At 58.6% G+C, this 19,605-nt stretch carries 18 protein-coding genes and 1 riboswitch; of the genes, 13 read left to right on the top strand and 5 right to left on the bottom strand.

Going from position 1 to position 19,605, the window contains the following annotated elements:
• Positions 1-5 precede the first annotated feature (5 nt).
• On the top strand, positions 6-1,262 hold the full coding sequence (locus PD282_RS20005) for an MFS transporter (RefSeq protein ID WP_274652553.1): 1,257 nt from the start codon (positions 6-8) through the stop codon (positions 1,260-1,262).
• Positions 1,263-1,368: 106 nt separating this feature from the next.
• Here PD282_RS20005 and PD282_RS20000 read toward each other — a convergent pair whose 3' ends face one another.
• Positions 1,369-2,442 carry a phosphodiester glycosidase family protein gene (locus tag PD282_RS20000; protein WP_274652551.1) on the bottom strand — a complete coding sequence of 358 codons (1,074 nt, stop codon included), beginning with the start codon at positions 2,440-2,442 and terminating at the stop codon, positions 1,369-1,371.
• Positions 2,439-2,861: a hypothetical protein gene (locus tag PD282_RS19995; RefSeq protein WP_274652549.1), complete on the bottom strand. Its 423-nt coding sequence runs from the start codon at positions 2,859-2,861 to the stop codon at positions 2,439-2,441. Before PD282_RS19995 ends, PD282_RS20000 begins: the two co-directional genes overlap by 4 nt.
• Before the next feature lie 286 nt (positions 2,862-3,147).
• Here PD282_RS19995 and PD282_RS19990 point away from each other — a divergent pair, with 286 nt between their 5' ends.
• From PD282_RS19990 to PD282_RS19975, 4 genes are all read left to right on the top strand, one after another.
• Positions 3,148-3,684: a DJ-1/PfpI/YhbO family deglycase/protease gene (locus PD282_RS19990; RefSeq protein WP_274652548.1), complete on the top strand. Its 537-nt coding sequence runs from the start codon at positions 3,148-3,150 to the stop codon at positions 3,682-3,684.
• Between the two features lie 351 nt (positions 3,685-4,035).
• On the top strand, positions 4,036-4,908 hold the full coding sequence (locus PD282_RS19985) for an AraC family transcriptional regulator (RefSeq protein WP_274652547.1): 873 nt from the start codon (positions 4,036-4,038) through the stop codon (positions 4,906-4,908).
• A 49-nt stretch (positions 4,909-4,957) separates the two neighbouring features.
• Positions 4,958-6,298: an HNH endonuclease gene (locus PD282_RS19980; RefSeq protein WP_274652545.1), complete on the top strand. Its 1,341-nt coding sequence runs from the start codon at positions 4,958-4,960 to the stop codon at positions 6,296-6,298.
• A 46-nt stretch (positions 6,299-6,344) separates the two neighbouring features.
• Complete coding sequence (locus PD282_RS19975) at positions 6,345-7,274, top strand: ankyrin repeat domain-containing protein (RefSeq protein WP_274652543.1); 930 nt, start codon at positions 6,345-6,347, stop codon at positions 7,272-7,274.
• Positions 7,275-7,580: 306 nt separating this feature from the next.
• Here the strand turns inward: PD282_RS19975 and PD282_RS19970 are convergent, their stop codons facing one another.
• Positions 7,581-8,378 carry a polysaccharide deacetylase family protein gene (locus PD282_RS19970; protein WP_274652541.1) on the bottom strand — a complete coding sequence of 266 codons (798 nt, stop codon included), beginning with the start codon at positions 8,376-8,378 and terminating at the stop codon, positions 7,581-7,583.
• A 252-nt stretch (positions 8,379-8,630) separates the two neighbouring features.
• On the opposite strand from PD282_RS19970, the gene PD282_RS19965 reads away from it, so the two are divergent.
• From PD282_RS19965 to PD282_RS19950, 4 genes are all read left to right on the top strand, one after another.
• Positions 8,631-9,320 (top strand): response regulator transcription factor, encoded by a 690-nt coding sequence (locus PD282_RS19965; protein ID WP_274655345.1) that lies wholly within the window; start codon positions 8,631-8,633, stop codon positions 9,318-9,320.
• Positions 9,317-10,759: a sensor histidine kinase gene (locus PD282_RS19960; protein WP_274652539.1), complete on the top strand. Its 1,443-nt coding sequence runs from the start codon at positions 9,317-9,319 to the stop codon at positions 10,757-10,759. Before PD282_RS19965 ends, PD282_RS19960 begins: the two co-directional genes overlap by 4 nt.
• A 72-nt stretch (positions 10,760-10,831) precedes the next feature.
• A complete protein-coding gene (locus PD282_RS19955) occupies positions 10,832-11,989 on the top strand; it encodes a TolB family protein (protein WP_274652537.1) in 1,158 nt (385 codons plus the stop codon).
• 257 nt (positions 11,990-12,246) lie between these two features.
• Positions 12,247-12,870 carry a hypothetical protein gene (locus tag PD282_RS19950; RefSeq protein WP_274652535.1) on the top strand — a complete coding sequence of 208 codons (624 nt, stop codon included), beginning with the start codon at positions 12,247-12,249 and terminating at the stop codon, positions 12,868-12,870.
• A 326-nt stretch (positions 12,871-13,196) separates the two neighbouring features.
• On the opposite strand, the gene PD282_RS19945 is transcribed toward PD282_RS19950, so the two are convergent.
• The gene (locus tag PD282_RS19945) at positions 13,197-14,168 is read right to left on the bottom strand and encodes an aldo/keto reductase (RefSeq protein WP_274652533.1); all 972 of its coding nucleotides are present in this window, start codon (positions 14,166-14,168) and stop codon (positions 13,197-13,199) included.
• Between the two features lie 504 nt (positions 14,169-14,672).
• On the opposite strand from PD282_RS19945, the gene PD282_RS19940 reads away from it, so the two are divergent.
• The 3 genes from PD282_RS19940 to PD282_RS19930 all read left to right on the top strand — a co-directional run bounded on the left by PD282_RS19940 (position 14,673) and on the right by PD282_RS19930 (position 17,358).
• Positions 14,673-15,455, top strand: a complete 783-nt coding sequence (locus PD282_RS19940) for a CAP domain-containing protein (protein WP_274652531.1) — start codon at positions 14,673-14,675, stop codon at positions 15,453-15,455.
• A 180-nt stretch (positions 15,456-15,635) separates the two neighbouring features.
• Positions 15,636-16,289, top strand: coding sequence for a TetR/AcrR family transcriptional regulator (locus tag PD282_RS19935; RefSeq protein WP_274652529.1), 654 nt, complete (start codon positions 15,636-15,638; stop codon positions 16,287-16,289).
• Between the two features lie 93 nt (positions 16,290-16,382).
• Positions 16,383-16,615: riboswitch (cyclic di-AMP (ydaO/yuaA leader) on the top strand.
• 80 nt (positions 16,616-16,695) lie between these two features.
• Entirely contained in the window at positions 16,696-17,358 is a 663-nt protein-coding gene (locus PD282_RS19930) for a 3D domain-containing protein (protein ID WP_420832313.1), read from the top strand.
• 109 nt (positions 17,359-17,467) lie between these two features.
• Here PD282_RS19930 and PD282_RS19925 read toward each other — a convergent pair whose 3' ends face one another.
• Positions 17,468-18,439: a polysaccharide deacetylase family protein gene (locus tag PD282_RS19925; protein ID WP_274652525.1), complete on the bottom strand. Its 972-nt coding sequence runs from the start codon at positions 18,437-18,439 to the stop codon at positions 17,468-17,470.
• Between the two features lie 199 nt (positions 18,440-18,638).
• On the opposite strand from PD282_RS19925, the gene PD282_RS19920 reads away from it, so the two are divergent.
• Positions 18,639-19,601, top strand: a complete 963-nt coding sequence (locus PD282_RS19920) for an acetylxylan esterase (protein WP_274652523.1) — start codon at positions 18,639-18,641, stop codon at positions 19,599-19,601.
• Positions 19,602-19,605 lie beyond the last annotated feature (4 nt).

The raw sequence follows: 19,605 nt of genomic DNA, 5'->3' as shown, positions 1-19,605 counted from the left end.
CCTGCATGCAGCCGGGCTTGCGATTCAGATTCAATGCGTTTAGAAGGCCGCGGACCGCCGTCGCGCCGGAGCTGCAGCTGGGAAAAGAAGCGGTAATCGCGCTTGCGATCCACGGCTGCTTTCAATTCGGAGCGTCGATGGCGGGGCTGTTCCTCAATTTGTATTTGTGGCGGTTGACACAGGACCTGGCCGTCAACGGCCTGTACAATATCATTGTCTTTTTCGTGACGCCGGTCGGCTTTGCCATCGGGGGCTGGATCACGAAGAAAAAGGACCGGATGGTAACGTACCGGATCGGTATCGCATCGATTGCGGTATTTTATTTGCTGGTCGTTATCGCACAGCGGCAGGTGGCGGTGTGGTACGTTCCTTTTGCCGTCTTTAACGGACTCGCCGCCGGCTTTTACTGGACGGCTTACCTGGTGCTTCAATATGAGGTGTCGACGGAGTCGAACCGGCTCCGTTTTCTCGCGGTCAATATGGTCGTGTTCAACACCGCGGGCCTGCTCGGCCCCGCTCTTGGCGGTTATCTGATCCGGCACGGCGAAGGACTGCAGGGGTATATCGTGACGTTTATGATCGCTTTCGTCATGTTTGTCGCCGCCGCCGTCATCAGCCTGAAAATCCGCAGCAACGCTACGCATCACAAGGCGTATTACCTGCGCATGATGGGCCTGCTGATGCGAAAAAACAGGCGATGGCTGATGGGGCTTGCGGCTTTCTTCGTGCTCGGTCTGTTTCAGGGCATCATGCTGTTTCTGCCGAATATTTTGCTGCTGCAGACGGTCGGACGGGAAGATATCGTCGGTTATCTCGGCGTCTTTTTCTCATCGCTGACCGTCGCGACGGGTTATGTCATTTCGCGGAAAGCGAAAAAGGACTACGTGCGCTTGTACGTGCTTTCCTCCTCGACGGGGATCGTGCTCGGGGCGTCGCTGCTGCTGATCGACGTGCGGTTCTGGAGCGTGCTGGTGTTCATGATTCTGTTCTCGATCTTCAACCCGCTGGCCGTCAATACGCTGACGTCGTATTATTACCGGCTGATCGGCACGCTGCCGCTGAAGGGCCAGCTGAAGGTGGAAGCGGTCGTCATGCGTGAGCTGTTCCTGAACTCCGGCCGGGTGGTGTCGATTACGCTGCTGATCGTATTCGCGAGCGATCTGCAGTCCGTATGGCTGCCGGTCGTGCTCGTCGCGGCAGCGGCTTTGCAGTATACGTTATACGGGCTGCTGCGGGAGGAACCGGCCTTATCGCAGTCTTGAGTCTGCCGGCCCGCTGGCGGAAACGTCCGCCTTCATGATCACGAAAAAACGCCCCCGCAGGCTGCATAAGCAGGCTATTCGGGGGCATTTTTATTGCCGGTCGCGATTATTTGAAGAACAGGAAGTGCGTCGGCACCGGTCGCAGCTGGCCGTCCGACGGATGATTGACGACGCGGCCGTTGAAGATGAGCGACGACGATCCGCCGCCGTCCAAATTATAGCCGTCGACCGCGCCGAAGCGCTGCAGCAAAATTTGCACTTCCTTGAGTGTCGCGCCTGAGCTTCCGTTTTCGCTGCGGCCGTCGATGACAAGAAAGAGCAGCTGATTGTCTTTGTAGTTGGCGATGACCGTTCGCGGCGCCCGAAGCGGGTTCGTCTGCCATTTGTCGGGAATCGGCAGCGGCAGGCCGTTCTTCAGCAGCATCGGTACGAAGGAGGCGCCGAATTTCGGCTTCAGCTTGTCGAGCTGGCTTTCGCTGGTGAATTGTCCGCCGATCAATTCCATCTTGTCATTCAGGCCGACGAAAGACAGATCCTTGAACGAAGGCTCGAAGCCGTTCAAATAATGGCCGTTCATCACCGTCGTGCTGAGCGGATACCGCTTGCCGCCGTCGTCTGCGAAGCCGCCGGCATTGACGCCGGCGATCGCCCCGTAGCGTTGGACTGCCGCAAGCGTCGTCTCGGCGCCGCCGTATTCGTCCTGGCCGAGCACCATCTTCATCGCATCGGGCGACTTCAGCTTCACCTTGAGCGCATATCCGTTAAAATGCTGAGCGTGTATCGTGAACAGCTGCGCGCGGATGATGCCGGAGGTGATCTGTTCGGCAGGGGCGCCGATTTTGCGCGTAATGCGCCGGTCGTAAATCTGGTAAGGCCTGTCCGCCTGCCCGGCGGCAATCGATACGATAATACCGATGCTTTTGTTCGTAGCGCTATAGAGGGCAATCGATTTTTTCAGGGATGCGGCGGTTTCAAGGGCCGTCTGCTTCGCATGGTCAAGACCGGCCATGAGCTTGCCCGTAATCGCAGGAACCCCGGCATTCGCCAGCGCCGGTTCGGGATAAGCGCTGCCCGGCAGTGTGACCGATATATTCGAAGCCATCAGCCAAACGAGCATGCCGAAAAACGGCGCGGAGGCCAGAAGACAGAGCCGGTTAAGCTGTTTAACGGTCAGCGTCATTTCAGCACATCCATATTTTTCTGCAGTTCTTCCAGTTTCTTCTGCACATCGCTCAGCTGCGTAAACAGCTTGTTGCTGTTGTCGGTTTTCGAATTCGTATTATCCTTCGTAAATTCCAGCAGCTCGTTCAGCGCGTCCACCTTGCTTTGCACCTGGTCCAGCTCACCGTTAAAATGCGTCTGCATCTGCTTCAGCTGCGTCTCGTAATCCTTCTGCATCGCCGTAATTTGCTGCGAGGTCTGCGCACTGATTTCCTTCGTCAGCCGCTCCTTCAGCTGGCCGGCATACCATATCGTCCCGAGGACGCCGCACGCAATCAGCAGAACCCATACCGCGAGGAAAACCGCCACGGATGGTTTGGACCGGCGGCCCGATCTTTCCATGGATCGCTGAGCCGTCGTCTGGATGTTGGTTTCCATGTCGTTCAATCTCTCCTCTTTCTTTCATTGCAGGAACAAACTGCCGTTTTCGACAAAAGCCGCAATCTCGTAGAGCCTATATTCTACCACAAAAAAGAAGAAAAGGCAGATTGTAAAAAGCGTGATCCGATAACTTTAACAATTTCGACATGGATTGGATCGGAGCGGCGCCGCGAAGGCTCCGGCCGGTTGTTCCGGGTTTGCTGCGTCTCTTGCCCGGATGAAGGGTAATAGAATACAAGCCCCCGGGAAGGCGGTTTCCAATAAGCGAAAGGAAGTGGACCTTATGACGACGAACGAGGCGAAAAAGGTAGCTTTCTTGCTAGCCGACGATTTTGAAGATTCCGAGATGCTGCATGCATTCGAAGCAATTTCAAAAAACGGGCATGAGGCCGTTATTATCGGTCAGGCTCGGGGCACGGAGCTGCAGGGAAAAAATCGGACGATCGCGTATACGACGCATCTGTCGATCGACGAGGCCGATCCGGCCGAATATGACGCGGTCATTATCCCAGGCGGGGAGTCGCCGGCGAATTTGACCGGCGATGAACGCGTCGCCGAGTTTATCCGCCGGATGGACAAAGACGGCAAAACGATCGCCGCCATCTGCCGCGGCCCGCAGCTGCTGGTTGAAGCGCGGCTGCTCGATGGACGCAACCTGACCGCCTACCCGGAGCTGCACATTCATATTCATGACGCAGGCGGGCGTTTCTTCGACAAGCCGGTCGTGGTCGACGAGAACCTGATTACGTCGCGCGCGCCGGAGGACGAGCCTCATTTTATACAGGAGACGATCAATAAACTGGGTTCCGCATCGTATTGATGAGGAATCCCCGCACAGGCAAGCTAGGGTAGAGGATGGGATCGGTTATGGCCAACATAACGGATCCTTTTTTTTTGTCCGCGGGTTCAGCGGATCGTTCGGCTTACGCCTGCTTTTATCCTGGAGGATTGACGGCCTTCGGCGCGGCGGACCCGCGCCGGACGTTGTGCTCCGGTCATCCAGCATATAACATTATGGCAAATGATTTGGTTCCAGGCAGGAGGCTCCTCGCGGCGGCAAGCTAAAGGGGACGATCGCCTGGTTTTTAAACATTTTTTTATGTCCGGTCCTGTTTTGTGATATGATTCTCGTGAGAGAACCATAATCGATGAATAGGCAGGATATGATAATATGGAACAGATCGCCCGGCGGAAGGAATGGGTTATCGAAGGACTGCGGCGCCGGTTTCTGTTTGCGACCGGAGAGAATGAGCTTCCGCTATACGTCGAAAGCATCGGATTTAATCCGGCCCAGGAGCCGGTTGCGAGGAGCAACGGCTACAATTACTTTCACTGGCTGCAAACGCTGGAAGGCGAAGGGGATTTCGAGCTGAGCGGCAAACGCTTCTCGCTGCCCCGCGGCAACGGCACGCTGCTGTTCCCGGGAGTGCCGCATGTTTATGTCCCGAAAGGGAAAGCGTGGTCGACGCTCTATATCACCTTCGGCGGGACGCTTGCCGTTTCGATTCTGGCGTCGCTCGGCATTCGCCATACGGAATGGTTTCAGTGGCACGACGACGCGCCGCTGACCGCCCATCTAATGCAAATGATCGAGGAGGCGCAGCATGACGAGGACCGTTCGGGACTCAACGCCTCGTCACAGCTGTACCGGTTTTTGACCTATATTAAAATTTACGGCCGGACGGGCGGCCGCTCGTCGCTGTTTCAGCATTTGGAAAAGCTCGACCCGCTGCTGCTCTGGCTCGACCGTCATTACGGCGACCCGGAAATCGGGCTGACGGATATGGCGGAGCAGCTCGGCATCAGCCCGCGGTATTTGAATGCGCTTTTCCGGCAGGCGTTCGGCATTACGGCGTACGCTTATTTGATCCGGCTGCGCATCCGCAAAGCCAAGGAGCTCATGAGCCGCAGCGACCGCAAATCGGTGAAGGAGATCGCCCAGCTGTCCGGCTACCGCGACCCGAGCCATTTTATCGCCGCCTTCGGCAAAACGGAAGGGATGACCCCCGAACAGTTCCGGAGGCTGCACGGATTGTCGGTTTGAATGCCGCCCGGACAGGCGGTCACCAGTAAATGAACGGAGTAGAACAATAATGGAGATGAAAATATGCGCGGCTTGCGGCGCCGATAAGCCGTTGTCCGCATATCCGCGGCGCTCGGGCGGCGGCCGGCGCGGTACGTGCAGGGCTTGTATCCGCAAGCGCGGCAGGATAGACGGAAACGGCGAAAGCCGCGATAACGGGGGGCACAACGATGCCGCTGCCGGTTTCGAGATGGCGCCGGAAGCGGAAGCGCCGGCAGCGCTGAAGGCCGGCGGGATGACGCTGGTTCCCGGGAACGCGGCGGCAGCGTCTGCGGAGGCGGACGGGACGGAGGGATCCGGCGGCGAATCGCCGCTGCAGCCGGTCGGAGAACGGGTGCAGCCGAAACGAAAGCGCAGGCACCGGAAAGCGAAAAGAGCGGTGGCGGTGCTTCCGGTCGATGCGCCGGCCGATGCCGGCGGGATAAGCCTTGACGGTGACGGAGACGGGGACCGGGAAGATGGACTGGAGGCTGGCCGGCAGCGGACAGCTGCTGCGGACGCGGGCGGCGAACGCGCAGGTGCCGGTGAATCCGAGCCGGAAAAGGCGGTCATCGCCGCCTCGGCGGAGGCTGCCGGCGAGAGCGGGCCGGCGAAGAAAAAGCGAAAGCGCAAGCGCCGGCGCAAACCGGCACCGGCTGTGCTTCTCGCGGAAGAGCCGGAACGCGGCGATTCCGATTCCACGGCCGGCGGGCAAACGGCTTCGCCGGACGAGCCGTCCGTCTCCGGCACAGGTGAACGGGCGGAGCTCAGCGGGGCGGCTTCGCCCGGTCATGCCGCCCAAGCCGAAACGCATGACGCCGGACTACCCGCCCCGGGCAGCAGAGAGCAGGAGCAAAAGCAGGAGAACCCGCGCAAACGGAAGCGAAAGCGGCGCCGCAAGCGCAAAGCGACCGTTCACATCCTTCCGCCGGGCGGCGGCGAGACAGCGCCGCCTGCGAAGCCTCCGTACAAACGGATTGTACCGCTGAAAGGCCCGTTCTCCTTCGATCCGGCGAAGCTGAACGACCGGGGGACGGGCATGATCCGGCTGCGCGGCCGCCGCGAGACGGGAAAACGGTGGTCGACGGAAATTCCGACGGAAATGGCGGTGCGGATGGTCGCGGAAGGCGCGGCGGGCATTATTAACCCCGGCCTGATTCATAAGCTGTATACGAAGACGGATTTCCGGCTGCTCATCCTGCAGCGGGACCATTATATATGCCGGTACTGCGGCCGCTTCGGCGATACGATTGACCACGTCCTGCCGAAGTCGAAGGGCGGGCTGTCGACGCCCGATAACTGCGTCTGCGCCTGCGCCGACTGCAATTTGAAGAAAGCGGACAGCCTCGATTTCGTATTCGACGATTTGTAATGCGATCAGGTACCGAGCGGAGTTTGCAAAAGGGGAGAGGATGGCCATGGATCAGATCATGGACGACCGGACAGCGGACGAATCGCTGGCGGAAAGCTTTCCGGCGGCGGTCCGGGCCTTGAAAACGGGGGACACGGAACGATTAAAAAGGCTCCTGACCGACCGGCCGGCACTTGCAGCCATTCGCTCGATGCAGGGGCGGACGCTGCTGCATCACCTGTGCGACTGGCCCGGGCATTACCCCGGGCAGCTGGAGTCGGCCCGGGCGCTGATCGCCGCGGGGGCCGACGTCAACGCCCGCGCGATCGATCCGGAACGGGGCGAGACAGCTTTGCAGTGGGCGGCGAGCAATGATGACGCCGCCATGGCGGAGCTGCTGATCGACGCCGGAACGCCGGTCGACGGCTTGAACGGCGACGGCCGGCCGCTCGCGCAGTCGATCTGGTACGGCTGCCCGCAGGTGACGGAGCTGCTGCTGCGCAGAGGCGCGGCGCTTGATCTGGAGCTTGCCGCGGCGGTCGGCCGGGTAGATTTGCTGCCCGGTTTTTTTGGCGCACACGGGGAACTGCTCCCGGCAGCAGGCAGGCATCACGAACCGATCAACGACTCCCTCCGGTCTGAACGGCCGTGCGATGAGCGGGTGGAGCAGGCGCTCGTATACGCGGTGCTTGGCGGGAGCGCGGAAGCCGCCGCGTGGCTGCTGGCCCGCGGCGCGGATGTGAACGCCCGGCCTTCGGGCTTCGGCCGTATCCGGGCGGCGGCGCTGCATTGGGCTGCCGGCGGCATCGGCGCGCGCAGCGCTTCCGAAGCCGCTGACGAGGAATCCGGCATCCGGATGGCGGAGCTGCTGCTCGACCACGGCGCCGACACGGGGCTGACCGATTCGCAATTTGGCGCAACGCCGCTCGGATGGGCTGACCATTTCCAGCGGCGCGGGATCGCCAGTCTGCTGCAGGAGCGCGGAGCGGTCCGGTAAGCGATTGACGTGATCCGGACTTGCGCTTCGCCCCGCCGAAACAAATATACCGGCCTGCGGCCGGTGGCTTCCGGATCATCACGCTTCGGCCGGAATTTGAACCTATTCAAGCTCCGGCCGCAGCCTGAACCTTATTACGCTTTGACCCCCGACCGCTGCGTTACACCTTCTCATCGTCATACATCGACCGGATCGAAAGCTTGGCCCGGCCTCCGAACCGATTCATTTTCGACCGGTTTCACTGGTTCGACCGGTGCCGCGTGTTCAATCGCACAGGATTACTGCCTCGCAGACTACCGTATGCTTTTATTCCTCTCCGGTTTGTTTCGTCAGCTTCAGCTCGAATTCGGGGAGCGTTTCCGTCCCGGAAACGATTCGCCGTTTCAGCAGGAACGGGTCCTGCCGCGAATCGGTCAGCCCGTCGTCGAAGGTGAAGGCGTAGTCAAATCCGCTCTCCCGCACGAGCCGGTACGTGATGCCGCTTCGGTTGCCGTACGGGTAGGCGAAAGCGATTGCCGGTTTGCCGAGATGGGATTCGATCGCCTGCTTCGACCCGAGAATCTCCCGATTTTGAACGTTCTCCGGCAGCAGCGGCAAATGCGGATGCGTCTCCGAATGCGCCATGATGTCCCACCCGGCGTTCTGCAGCGCGGCGGCTTGGTCCCAGGTGACGAACGACGGGCCGCCCGCCCAGCTCGTAATCAGAAACATCGCTGCCGTAAAGCCGTATTGGCGCATAATCGGATAAGCGACGCTGTAGACATTGCGGTACCCGTCGTCGAACGTGAGGAGGACGAGCTTCTCCCCCGGCTTCGGATGCGCGGTTCCTTTCATATAGCGGTCGAACTCGGCCATCGTAACGGTCCGGTAGCCGAGCTGCGCGAGCGTCTTCATTTGCTCGGCGAATTTCGCGGGCGTAATGTTGTATTCCCCGTCCGTCCGGGCCGAAACCGAATGATAAGCCAGCACCGGAATTTCGAAATGGTCCGGGGACGGCGCGGCTTCCGCATGCGTATAAGCCACTTCGTCCTTTACATAAAACAAACCGTAAGCGAATAAATAAACCAGGGCCGTTAACAGAACGATTTTTCTCCGGCTGCTCATGGCGGGGCACCTCAATCTTGCGCAAATTCATACGAGTCGTCTTCGGATATTATAAGCCGGCGGTTCGCGGAAAAGGAATGCTGAATGTTGACAATTTCGGACAAATAACGGCGGATGAAAGCCGCGGATTGTTGTATGCTATGGAAAAAAGACGTTCAGCATGCGTTTGTTTACGATTTGGAAACATTTCCGATTCGCTGCGGATACAATCGTCGTGTAGCGTAAAGGCAGGTGAATGCGAAAATGAGCCACATGGACAAAAAAATTCTCGTCGTCGATGACGAGGTGAGCATCGCGGGAGCGATCGCTTATGCGTTCCGACGCGAAGGCTATCAGGTAGAGCTGGCTCACGACGGGGAAGCGGCGCTGCAAAAGGCGGAGACGTTCAAGCCGCATGTCATCGTGCTCGACGTCATGATGCCGAAGCTGAGCGGCTACGACGTGTGCCGCAGGCTGGAAAACCGCAGCGGCATGGGGATCATCATGCTGACGGTCAAGAACGATATCGTCGACAAGGTCATCGGTCTCGAGCTCGGGGCCGACGATTATATGACGAAGCCGTTCGATCTGAGAGAGCTGGTCGCCCGGGTCAAGGCGCTGCTGCGCCGATTGGAAAGCAAAACGGGAGAAGAACCGCGCCAGGCGGAAATCGGCGGGCTCCGGCTCCACGTTCCGAACCGGACCGTCAAGCTGAACGGGGAGACGCTGGACCTGACGCCGAAGGAGTTCGATTTGCTGTCGCTGCTGCTGACGCATCCCGACCGGGTATATACGCGCGACGAGCTGCTCGATTTCGTCTGGAGCATCGATTATGCAGGAGGTACGCGAACCGTGGACATCCATGTCCAGCGGCTGCGCAAGAAGCTCGGCGAACCGTACCAGCAGCTGCTGCAGACCGTTTACGGCGTCGGCTATAAGGCGCTGAAGGAGCTGCCGGAATGAAAGGGCGCCGCGGCTTTCATTTCAGCCTGAGGTGGCGATTTACGATTGCGCTTGCGGCCGTGCTGCTGCTGATCGTCTCGGTTATCGGCGCCTACATTTTGCGAAGCATCTCGGATGAACAAGCGCGCAAGGTTGAAAGCAGCCTTGAGCAGCGCGGCAATTTGGCGAATTTGCGCGTGCGGCAAATCTATTTGAGCGCGGGCGCTTACAATGGCGCCGATACTTTCCTGCGCCGCCAAGGTCCGGAGCTGGCGGCGGACTTAAGCTCGCTGTTCGACAATTCGCGCGTGCTGCTGTACGGCGCCGACGGCGTCCAGGTCGGCGATTCGCAGCCGCAGTCCGCCGGCCCGGATATCACCGATATTTTGCCTTATGCGAAGCGTGGAAAAACCGTCTACGAAACGACCGGGGATTCGGTCGTCTATATGGCGCCGCTCGTCTGGTCCGTCGGTCAGGTCGGTATCGTGCAGCTGCAAACCTCGATCCGAGCGGATAACGACTTTTACGCTTCCATTCAACGCTCCCTGCGCACGATCGGCGGAGCTTCGCTGGTCCTCAGCTTCCTTCTCGGCTTTTTGTACGTCAGCCGGGTTACGCGTTCACTGCGCAGGCTTCGCAAGGCCGCCGACGATATCCGCGACGGGCGCTTCATTAAAGACCCGCCGGTCCGCCGCCGCGACGAGCTCGGCGAGCTGAGCGAAGGGATTGCGTATATGAGCCGGGAAATCGAACAAAGCTTTGCGCGGCAAAAGCAGTTTATCGGCAATATCAGTCACGAATTCAAGACGCCGCTGACGTCGATCATCGCGTATGCCGATCTGCTTGATATGTACCGCGACGATCCGTCGCTGCTGGACGAGGCGAGGACGAATATCCGCAAGGAGGCGGACCGTCTGCTCGACATGATCGAGAAGGTGCTGCACCTGTCGGCGATGGAGCAATACGAGTTCAGCCTGAGCGCCGAACGAGTCGACGCGAGCGAGACGCTGGCGGAGGTTTGCGCCCGGATGCGGGGCAAAGCGGTGCAGTTCGGCGTGGCCGTGCAGACCGATTTGCTGCCGGCGCCGGTCCGGGCGGACCGCGAGAGCCTGACGCATATTTTCATGAATATGCTCGATAATGCGATCAAATATAACGAGCCGGGCGGGAGCGTGCTTGTTTCGTGCCGGAGCGCGGGAGACCGGGCGGTGATCGTCTTTCGGGATACCGGCATCGGCATTCCGGAGGAAGCGAGAGCGAAACTGTTCGAGCCGTTCTTCACCGTCAGCAAGGACCGGGCACGGCTGACCGGAGGCACGGGGCTCGGCTTGTCGCTGGTCAAACGGCTGGTGGAGCTGCAGGGCGGTACGGTCGCGGTTGCGCCAAGCGGCGCCGGCGAGCGGGGAACGACGTTCACGGTCACTTTTCCGCTGGCGCCCCTCAAACGTTTACAGTCTTGAAACAAGCGGCGCGTCTTGTTGAAACAGTCGTCCGTTATGCTGTAAAGCAGAAACGACGAAAGGAGCTTCTGCATGTACAAACAACAAGGGTCGTTCAAACGATTGGCCGCTGCCGCGGCGGTGCTTACTTTCTGCGCGCTGTCCGTTTCGGCGTGCGGGGGAGCTTTTTTAAACGGAGGGGAAACGTCCGATGCGGGCGATGCCGGGCGTGAGGTCATCAAGAAGCCGGACAAAACGATTACCGTGATCGATACGAAGCCGCCGGCGCCCGCAGACGACGGGATGGAAGCGTCCAAAATCGATCAGCTGAAAGGCGTCCGCGGCATGGACTGGCTGAGCGAGAACCGGATCCTCATCGGGAAAGACAATCCGAACGTGAAGCCGGTTTCCGCCGAAGGCGAGAAACGAAGCCCGATTAACCTGTATATCCGGGATTTAAGCGGAGCGCAGGCACAGGATGAACCGCTGCAGGAAACGGCAGGCAATCAAAATTTCGCCGAGGTGTCACCCGACAGGAAGCATGTGTTCTATAAGGCGAACAGCGAAGAAACGGCGAGGGGCTATATCATGGATTTGGAAACGCGGAAAATCGTGCCGATCGGCAAAGAGACGCTTCAGGCGAATGCCGGCGAGTGGGCCGATAATGAAAGGGTGATCTATCCGCTCTTCAAAGGCGATATTGCGGCCACTGATGTAAACGGCAAAACGGAGACGCTTCTGCACACCTCGAGCGCTTACGTGAACAGCGTCTCGCAGCGGGGAAGCAAGATCTATTATGTGAACCGGGAGATTTTGTTCGTTTACGATCCGCAAACGAAGGAAAAAAATATGGCGCTCGCCAAGCCCGTGACGTCGTTCGTGCCGTCGCCGGACGGCAAGCAGTTTGCCGTCGTCAAAAAAATTTCCGATTCGGAGGTGGAACTCACGATAACGGATGCCGAAATGAACAACAAATTCACCTTGGGGAGCGGATCGCAAATATCGAGCCTGGCCTGGTCTCCCGACGGCTCGAAGCTGGCATACGCGGCTACTTCGCAGGACGACGAGGGCGTATCGGGCATGTTCATCGCCGATGCCGTATCCGGCAAAACCGCGCAAATCTCGGTCGATATGCAGTACGGTCCCGCTTATCCGCCGCGGTGGAGTCCGGCGGGCGATAAGCTGATGACCTCTTCGGTGACGCTCCAGGGCAGCGATTATGTCTTCAATACGTACATCATCTCGTTCTGAGACGGCTATGCTGCGGCGTAAGAAAGAAGCGTACAGTTCGCTGGCGCTTTGACGGCGGCGCATGACGGCGATGGACCACAGATGTAAGTTGAAATCTAGCGGGAAAAGCGGCGGTTAAGGCAACCGGCCGCTTTTTGGTTTTGACTTAAAATTTCTTTTAATTCCGTTGTCTGGTACCTGTGGCTGTGATACATTAAAAAAAGATTTTGGAGAGGGGGGATACTATCCCTGCGTATCAACGAAATCGATTCGCGATTGTGATGGTCGTCCTCCTGCTCGCGTGGCTGGCGGCGGGATGTACATCCCATAAGCCGGATGCGCCTGCTTCGGCACAGAACGAACACAGCCTGCCGGATGAAGTCACCTTGACGCCCATCGATCCGTTTAAAGGAGAAGGAGCGAAATTTAAGCCGTTTCTTGGCCCGATGACGGGGGCCTTTATATTGCGTTACGAAGGAAATAAACCGGATGTCGAGCTGGATCTTGATTTATGGCAGCACGGCAAGAAAGTATCCGCGTCCGGTTCGATCGGCGATTTGTTCCTCCACCGGGGCGAACGGGACAATCGCGAGGTCGAAGTCATCCTATCCGTTCAAACCGCTGCCGTTCCGGGTAAGGACGATTTGAATACGGTGAAAGTATCCGTCAGCGGGGACGGCGGATCCGGCCTGTACACGTTTACTCTGCCGTCGGATCCTAAATTGACAGCTCGAGGTTTGATTCAAAATATGAACCCTGTAACCCTGTCCATGGATAAGCCTGCCTACGTATGGGGCATGCAGGCGACCAGCTCCAATTCCATTCGCACGGCGGATTTCTCGCCGGAATCGATGAGCGGACTGGAATGGGCGCTCATTGTCTCCTTGCGTATGAACGGCTGAGCCGGTGTAACCTTGACGTCCGCCCGAGAAGAAACGGCCGGCGCCGTGGATTAACGGAAAGCAGCGGCCTTCTCCGGAATATACAAACAAGCTCAAAGCAGCGGCAGGAATGGACTTGCTTTTACTAAATAACCCCCCGGATTTTTCCGGAGGGTTTGCGCTGTATGAAAATCACACATTTCTGTCCGCCAGCGCGGCGCTGAAGGAATCCAATTCAAAGTCCGCCGTAATTGGGGACATGTACCTTCTGCAGACTTGAACCTGATAGAAGTTGCGGATCCAGCGGTGCGCCTTCAATCGGTGTAGACATGGACCTTCTACAGGCTTTAAGCCTGATAGAAATTGCGGATCCAGCGGTGCGCCTTCAATTTGTCGACCTGCGCCGAGGGCAGTCCTTTGCCGTCGCCGACCTGCATGTTCAGCTCGACGTTGCGTACCGTTCGCATTCCCGGAATGACGGTGGATACGGCCGGATGGCTGAGCACGTAGCGAAGCGCCGTTTCGGCTGCGGCATCGGCGGAGATGCCCAGATCGGAGACGATGCGGTTTACGCGGTCGTACACCTGCTGCTTCCGGTCGCCGCGAAAATAGTTGTTGCGCCAGTCGCCTTCATCAAACGTCGTGTCCGGCGTAATCCGGCCGGTCAAACCGCCTTCGTCGAGCGCGACGCGGACGATGACGCCGACATTGTGCTTTTGACAAGCCGGCAGCAGCTCGTCCTCCGGGCTCTGGTCGAAAATATTGTAAATGACCTGCACGGTATCGACCAGTCCGGTTTCGATCAGCTTGATGGCGTTGGCCGGCTGATGGTCGTTGATCGACACGCCGAAATAGCGGATTTTACCCTGCTCCTTCAGCTTGCGGACGCCTTCCAGCCAGTCGCCTTGGCCGACCCACTCGTCGGACCAGACGTGGAACTGCTGCACGTCGATCGTATCGAGCCCGAGATTGCGCAGGCTTTGCTCCGTACAAGCGATAACATGCTCCGCCGGGAAAGCCTCGTTCGCGGGAATGCCCGCGGGCGCCGGCCACTTCATGTTTTTCGGCGGAATTTTCGTTGCGACGAATATTGGTTCCTTCCGCTCGCGGACGACTTGTCCGACGAGGCGTTCGCTGTGCCCGTCCCCGTAGCCGAGCGCCGTATCGATGAAATTCAGCCCGAGCTCAATCGACCGGTTCAGCGCCCGCACCGACTCGTCGTCGGATGCGCCGAGCCACATCGCTTTGCCGATTCCCCAGGCGCCGTAGCCGATTTCGGATACGCTCAGCCCCGTTTTACCCAGCGTTCTATAATTCATGGTATCCCCTCCAACATCGTTTCGTTTTGTCCACAACCCATTATAATGGAACGCGCATAACCGCATAAGAACTGAAAAACTGTTCAGTTAACGGCTGACCGGTATAGTTAATGTATTTTAAGGTAGTAACTGCGGTTCGTTATCGTATACCAAACGCTGTTTCTATTATAATGAGAGAAAATTAATTTATGGGTTAATCTTCCTTTTTACAGGCGGAAACGAGGTTCGAACGGGGGATGGAATAACGTTTCCGAAAGCGGGTGAAAATAGAGTTGGATCCGTTGATTTCCGCAGAAATGAATGGCTTTCGAGGATGAGCGGCCAAAGCGGAAAGCTGCGGAATATAAATCCATTTTGCGAATAAGGAGGATCCATTTGGCTTGCATATACGTTCCGGCCGATGCGGCTTCCATTATTTACGGCGTGAAATGGGCGAAAAAGCTATGTTACCATGAGGGGCGTCGGGAACGACAGCAATACACCAGAAACTGGAGGGATTTCTTCATGAAAATGCAACCGATTCGTGCAGGACTGGCCGGCGCACTGGCAGCCGGAATGATCGTGTTTGGCGGAGCTGCGGCCATACCAAAGGCGGAAGCGGCCACATTGAATACAACCTCCGTCACGTATAATGTGGTGTCGAACGATACGCTCAGTAAAATTTCCCAGCGTTACGGCATCGATTTGAACAAGCTGATTGCGGCGAATTCCGGGATCACGAATCCGGACGTCATTTGGCCGGGCATGTCGATCAAACTTCCGTGGACATTGCCGTGGCCGTTTAACGGCGCAACGCAGAACCCGCAGAACCCGCAGAACGGCGCACCCCAATACGGCGCACCTCAGAACGGAACACCTCAAACGGGCACGCCGGCAGGCGGCGGCACGAACGCCGGAACGGGCGCAGGCGACGTATCGCAAAGCAATTTCGCTTCGCAGGTCATCTCGCTGGTGAATCAGGAACGCGCCAAAGCGGGCTTGTCCGCGCTTTCTTCGGACGCGCTGCTGACGAAAGTGGCGCTGGATAAAGCGAAGGACATGTACACCAACAACTATTTCGACCATAATTCGCCGACGTACGGCTCGCCGTTCGACATGATGCGCGCATACGGCGTACAGTACTCCTATGCGGGCGAGAATATCGCCAAAGGCCAGCGTTCTCCGCAGGAAGTGATGAACGACTGGATGAACAGCTCGGGCCACCGCGCCAACATTATGAACGCGAACTATAACAAAATCGGCGTCGCTTACTATAACGGCGAGTGGGTTCAGGAGTTTACGTCTTAATCGGACAAGCCTCTTTCCGGCGGCTATAAGCGGTTTGCTCTCTCGGGAGCGGCCGCTTTTTTTGCATCCTGCCGCCGCTTCCGGCCGGGCCGGCTTGACCCGGTGACGAACCGGACGTAAGATATAACCATTGGTTATCAAATAACACGTCTGCGGAAAACGGAAAGGTTGACGGTCTGGATGACGACGAGAAGAAAGAAGCTTACGGAAGATATAAAAGCGAATATCCGCAGCGCGGCCGCCGGCCTCTTTGCCGATAAGGGATACCCGTCGGTAACGATGCGGGAAATCGCCAAGGCGGCCGGCTGCTCGCATACGGCGATCTACCTGTATTACAAAAGCAAAGAAGATTTGCTGCAGCAGATCGCCATTCCGCCGCTCGAGCAGCTGGAACGGCGCATGCGGGAGCAGCTGGACCGGCCCGATCCGGCGGAGGCCCCGCTGATGCGTCTGACCGCCATTTGCAGGGAATATGTCGAGTTCTGCTTGACCAATGCCGGAATGTACAAGGTGCTGTTCACCTCCGGCTCCGTCCGCGTCGACGAACCGGAGCCCGCGCTTGAAGTCAACCGCCTCCGCAACCGGCTGTTCGCCCACATTATGCATTCGCTGCGGCTGACGATCGACGAGACGGGCAGTCTGCCGGACGAGCATGCGCTGCAGGCGGCCCGTATGCTGTTTTATTACGTGCAGGGCTTCGTCAGCACCTATTCGGACCATGCCGAGCCGCTCGGCGAGCTGCTCGTCCGTACGCTCCCCATCATGGAGGAGGGAATTGGCGTCATAGTCGCCGGTTTGAAGGCGAGAGCCGCTGCCGACTGGCGCAAGTCATGAACGTCGCTCTGTGGCTTGAAGTCCGCAGACAGCGCCGGTTTGGCGTGTTTGGCACCATTTTCCGGTTCACAGCGGGGTTTGGAATGTGATATTCTCTAACGCGAGCCGAAACTTAACGTACGGGGGACATTCAGGAAACGAAAGAAACCGTTTCCTGCCGCCGGCCGATACGGTCAATCCAACCGTGATCGGCCGTACGGACTTTGCGGTCCCGCGCCGGCAGGCGCGGCCGCTTGGGGTGAGTCGCACGGCGTCAGCCGGGCGTAGGGCCGAACTCCTTTGGCCCGAATCCGACAACTAACCTCGCAGGCCGCATGCGGGTTCAAGGGCGGATTAACCGCTCGTCCCCGCGATGACGGAACGCGTGCTTCGCGGCGCGTTTTCGTAAATAAAGGAGGATATGGCTTTGTTCTATCGTCATTGGAAGAAGAGCGCGGCGGCCGCAGCGCTTGGCATTGCGTTTTTCCTTCACGCCGGCGCGGCGCATGCTGCAACCGCCGTGAAAGCGACGGACAGCGACACGTTCTGGCTGCTGTCCAAAAAGTACGGCGTTCCGCTGGACAAGCTGATGAACGCCAACCCGACAATCGATCCCTATAACATTTACGCCGGTCTCAGCATCACCATTCCGGCCGTTTCGAAGCCGGGCGGCGATACCGGGGCCGGCGCGCAGGCCATAAAGGCTGCCGGTTCCAACGCTCCTGCAGCCGCCAATAAAAATACCGTCACCGTAGGCGGCAAAACCTACGACGTGTCGGATGTCGTACAAGCGAAGGCCAGCGCATACACGTCGGATCCGTCGGAGAACGGCTGGGGCCCGATCGATTATTTCGGCAATCCGCTGAAGCTGGGCACCGTCGCCGTCGATCCGAAGCGGATCCCGCTCGGCAGCAAAGTATATATTACCGGCTATGACTACGATGGCCTGCCGCAAGGCGGCATGATCGGAATCGCGACGGATATGGGCAGCGCGATCAAAGGTGACCGAATCGATATTTTCGTTCCGGATTCGCAGTCGGAAGCTCGGCAGTTCGGTTTTCAATACGTCAAGGTGTATGTGCTTGACTGAGCGTCTTCGGTTTATGCACGGCAAGCTCCGCCTTCCGAGTGGTCTTCAAAGGGTCTTTTTTGACCGAAAAGCCAAAGGCGGTCTCCTACGGGGGACCGCCTTTGCGTTGTCAACGGCCGGATTGCCGCTCGGCCGGGCGGCCAAGCAGCTCGGGGACGGTTACAAGCTCGTAACCTTTGGCACGGAGCAGCTTGATGATGCGGGGCAGCGCGTTCAGCGTACCCGACAAGTCCTGACCGGTTCCTCCCCCGGCATGCAGCAAGATGATGGAGCCCGGCTGCAGCGTTTTTTGGATATTGGCCATGATTTTACTGCTGTCGATACCCCGCCAGTCGACCGAATCGACATCCCAGTTGACGACGATAAAGCCGCTGCGCTTCAGCCAGTCCGCCTGCTTCGGCATGATTTCGCCGTACGGCGGCCGCACCAGCTTCGGGCTGTAGCCGGCCAGCGGGCGGAGAACCGCATCCGTGCGGACGATTTCACGCTGGAATTGTTGGATCGGCAGCCGGGAGAAGACGGCATGGCTGTAAGAATGATTGCCGATGACGTGGCCTTCCCGGCTCATCCGCCGGACGAGCTGCGGATAAGCCGCCGCCCGCCAGCCGACGGCAAAAAACGTTGCGCGCACCTTGTGCCGCGATAATATGTCCAGCACCTGCGGCGTATATCGGGGGTCCGGTACATCGTCGAAGGTCAGTGCCGCGCGCCGCGTGCCGCGCGGCCCCCAGACGAAGAACGCTCCCGGGTACCGCTTTTGCATCGCGACCCACGAGACGGCGGCCTGCTTACCCGCGCGGCTGCGAGCCGGCCGTTTTTTTCGTTTCTTTTTACGGTCCGCGGAAGAAGCGGATGCCGCCTTTTCGTTTCGGTCGTTCCCTCTAATTTCAGGACTGATCGCCGTTTCGGGTACATCCTGCGTTTTAGCTGCGGTATAGGCCGTCACCGGAGCGGAGGATCCGCCTGCGTACGGCATATATAAACGTTCGGAGCCGGGGTGCGCTCCGCCGGCATGGCAGTCGGTCAGCGCGACCGCGAGCAGGATCAGTACGGTTTTTCTCGCGCCGTAAAGCGAAATCATGTCTTTAAGGCCCTCCTAAAGATTTCCTGTATGCGTCCCTCTAGTGTGCCCCGGCGGTTTTCCGAACATGCACGTTGAAACGGCCGGCAAACGGGGATAACCCCCGTCCCTTTTTTGTATAAACCGCTTTACAATAGGGAGGATTTGCACGTAACATGAAAGTATTCGCTGTTCATCTGAAAGGAGATCGTGATTCGAAATGCCGCTTATCGATATGCCCTTATCGCAATTGAAATCGTATTCAGGAATTAACCCCCGCCCGTCCGATTTTAACGATTATTGGGATCGCGGACTGGCCGAAATGCGCGCGGTCGACCCGCAGATCGAGCTTGTGCCAAGCCGCTTCCAGACGCCTTCGGCCGAATGCTTCGATTTGTATTTCACCGGTGTCGGGGGGGCGCGCATTCACGTCAAGTACGCCCGGCCGCGCGGAGCGGACGGGCCTCACCCGGCGGTCGTTCAATTTCACGGGTATACGGGCAACGTCGGCGATTGGCACGAGCGGCTCGGCTACGTCTCGCTCGGCTTTTCCGTTTTTGCCATGGACTGCCGCGGCCAGGGCGGCCGCTCCGATGATGCGGGCTCCGTCAAAGGCAACACGCATCACGGGCACATCATCCGCGGACTGGACGATGAGCCGGACAATCTGCTGTTCCGCAGCATTTTTCTCGACACCGCGCAGCTTGCCGGCATCGCCATGGGCATGCCGGAGGTCGACGCGGAGCAGGTATACGCGACCGGCTGGTCGCAGGGCGGCGGGCTGACGATCGCCTGCGCCGCGCTTGAGCCGCGCATCCGCAAAGCGGCGCCGGTCTATCCGTTCTTAAGCGATTACCGCCGCATATGGGAAATGGATTTGGCCAAGGACGCTTACGCGGAGCTGCGCACGTATTTCCGCCATTTCGATCCGCAGCATGAGCGCGAGTCGGACATTTTCACGAAGCTTGGCTATATCGACGTGCAGCATTTGGCGGAACGGATCCAGGCGGACGTGCTGATGGGCACCGGGCTCATGGATACGATTTGCCCGCCGTCGACCCAGTTTGCCGCCTTCAACAAAATCGCTTCGGCGAAACGAGTGGAAATTTTCCCGGACTTCGGCCATGAAGGGCTGCCGGGCATGAACGATAAAATTTACCAATTTTTCTTAGGCCAATATTGATTGG

This window comes from Paenibacillus humicola (assembly GCF_028826105.1).
Taxonomy (GTDB): domain Bacteria; phylum Bacillota; class Bacilli; order Paenibacillales; family Paenibacillaceae; genus Paenibacillus_Z; species Paenibacillus_Z humicola.
The sequence above is the reverse complement of the archived record's forward strand: the minus strand, read 5'-3'. Positions and strand labels throughout refer to the sequence as shown.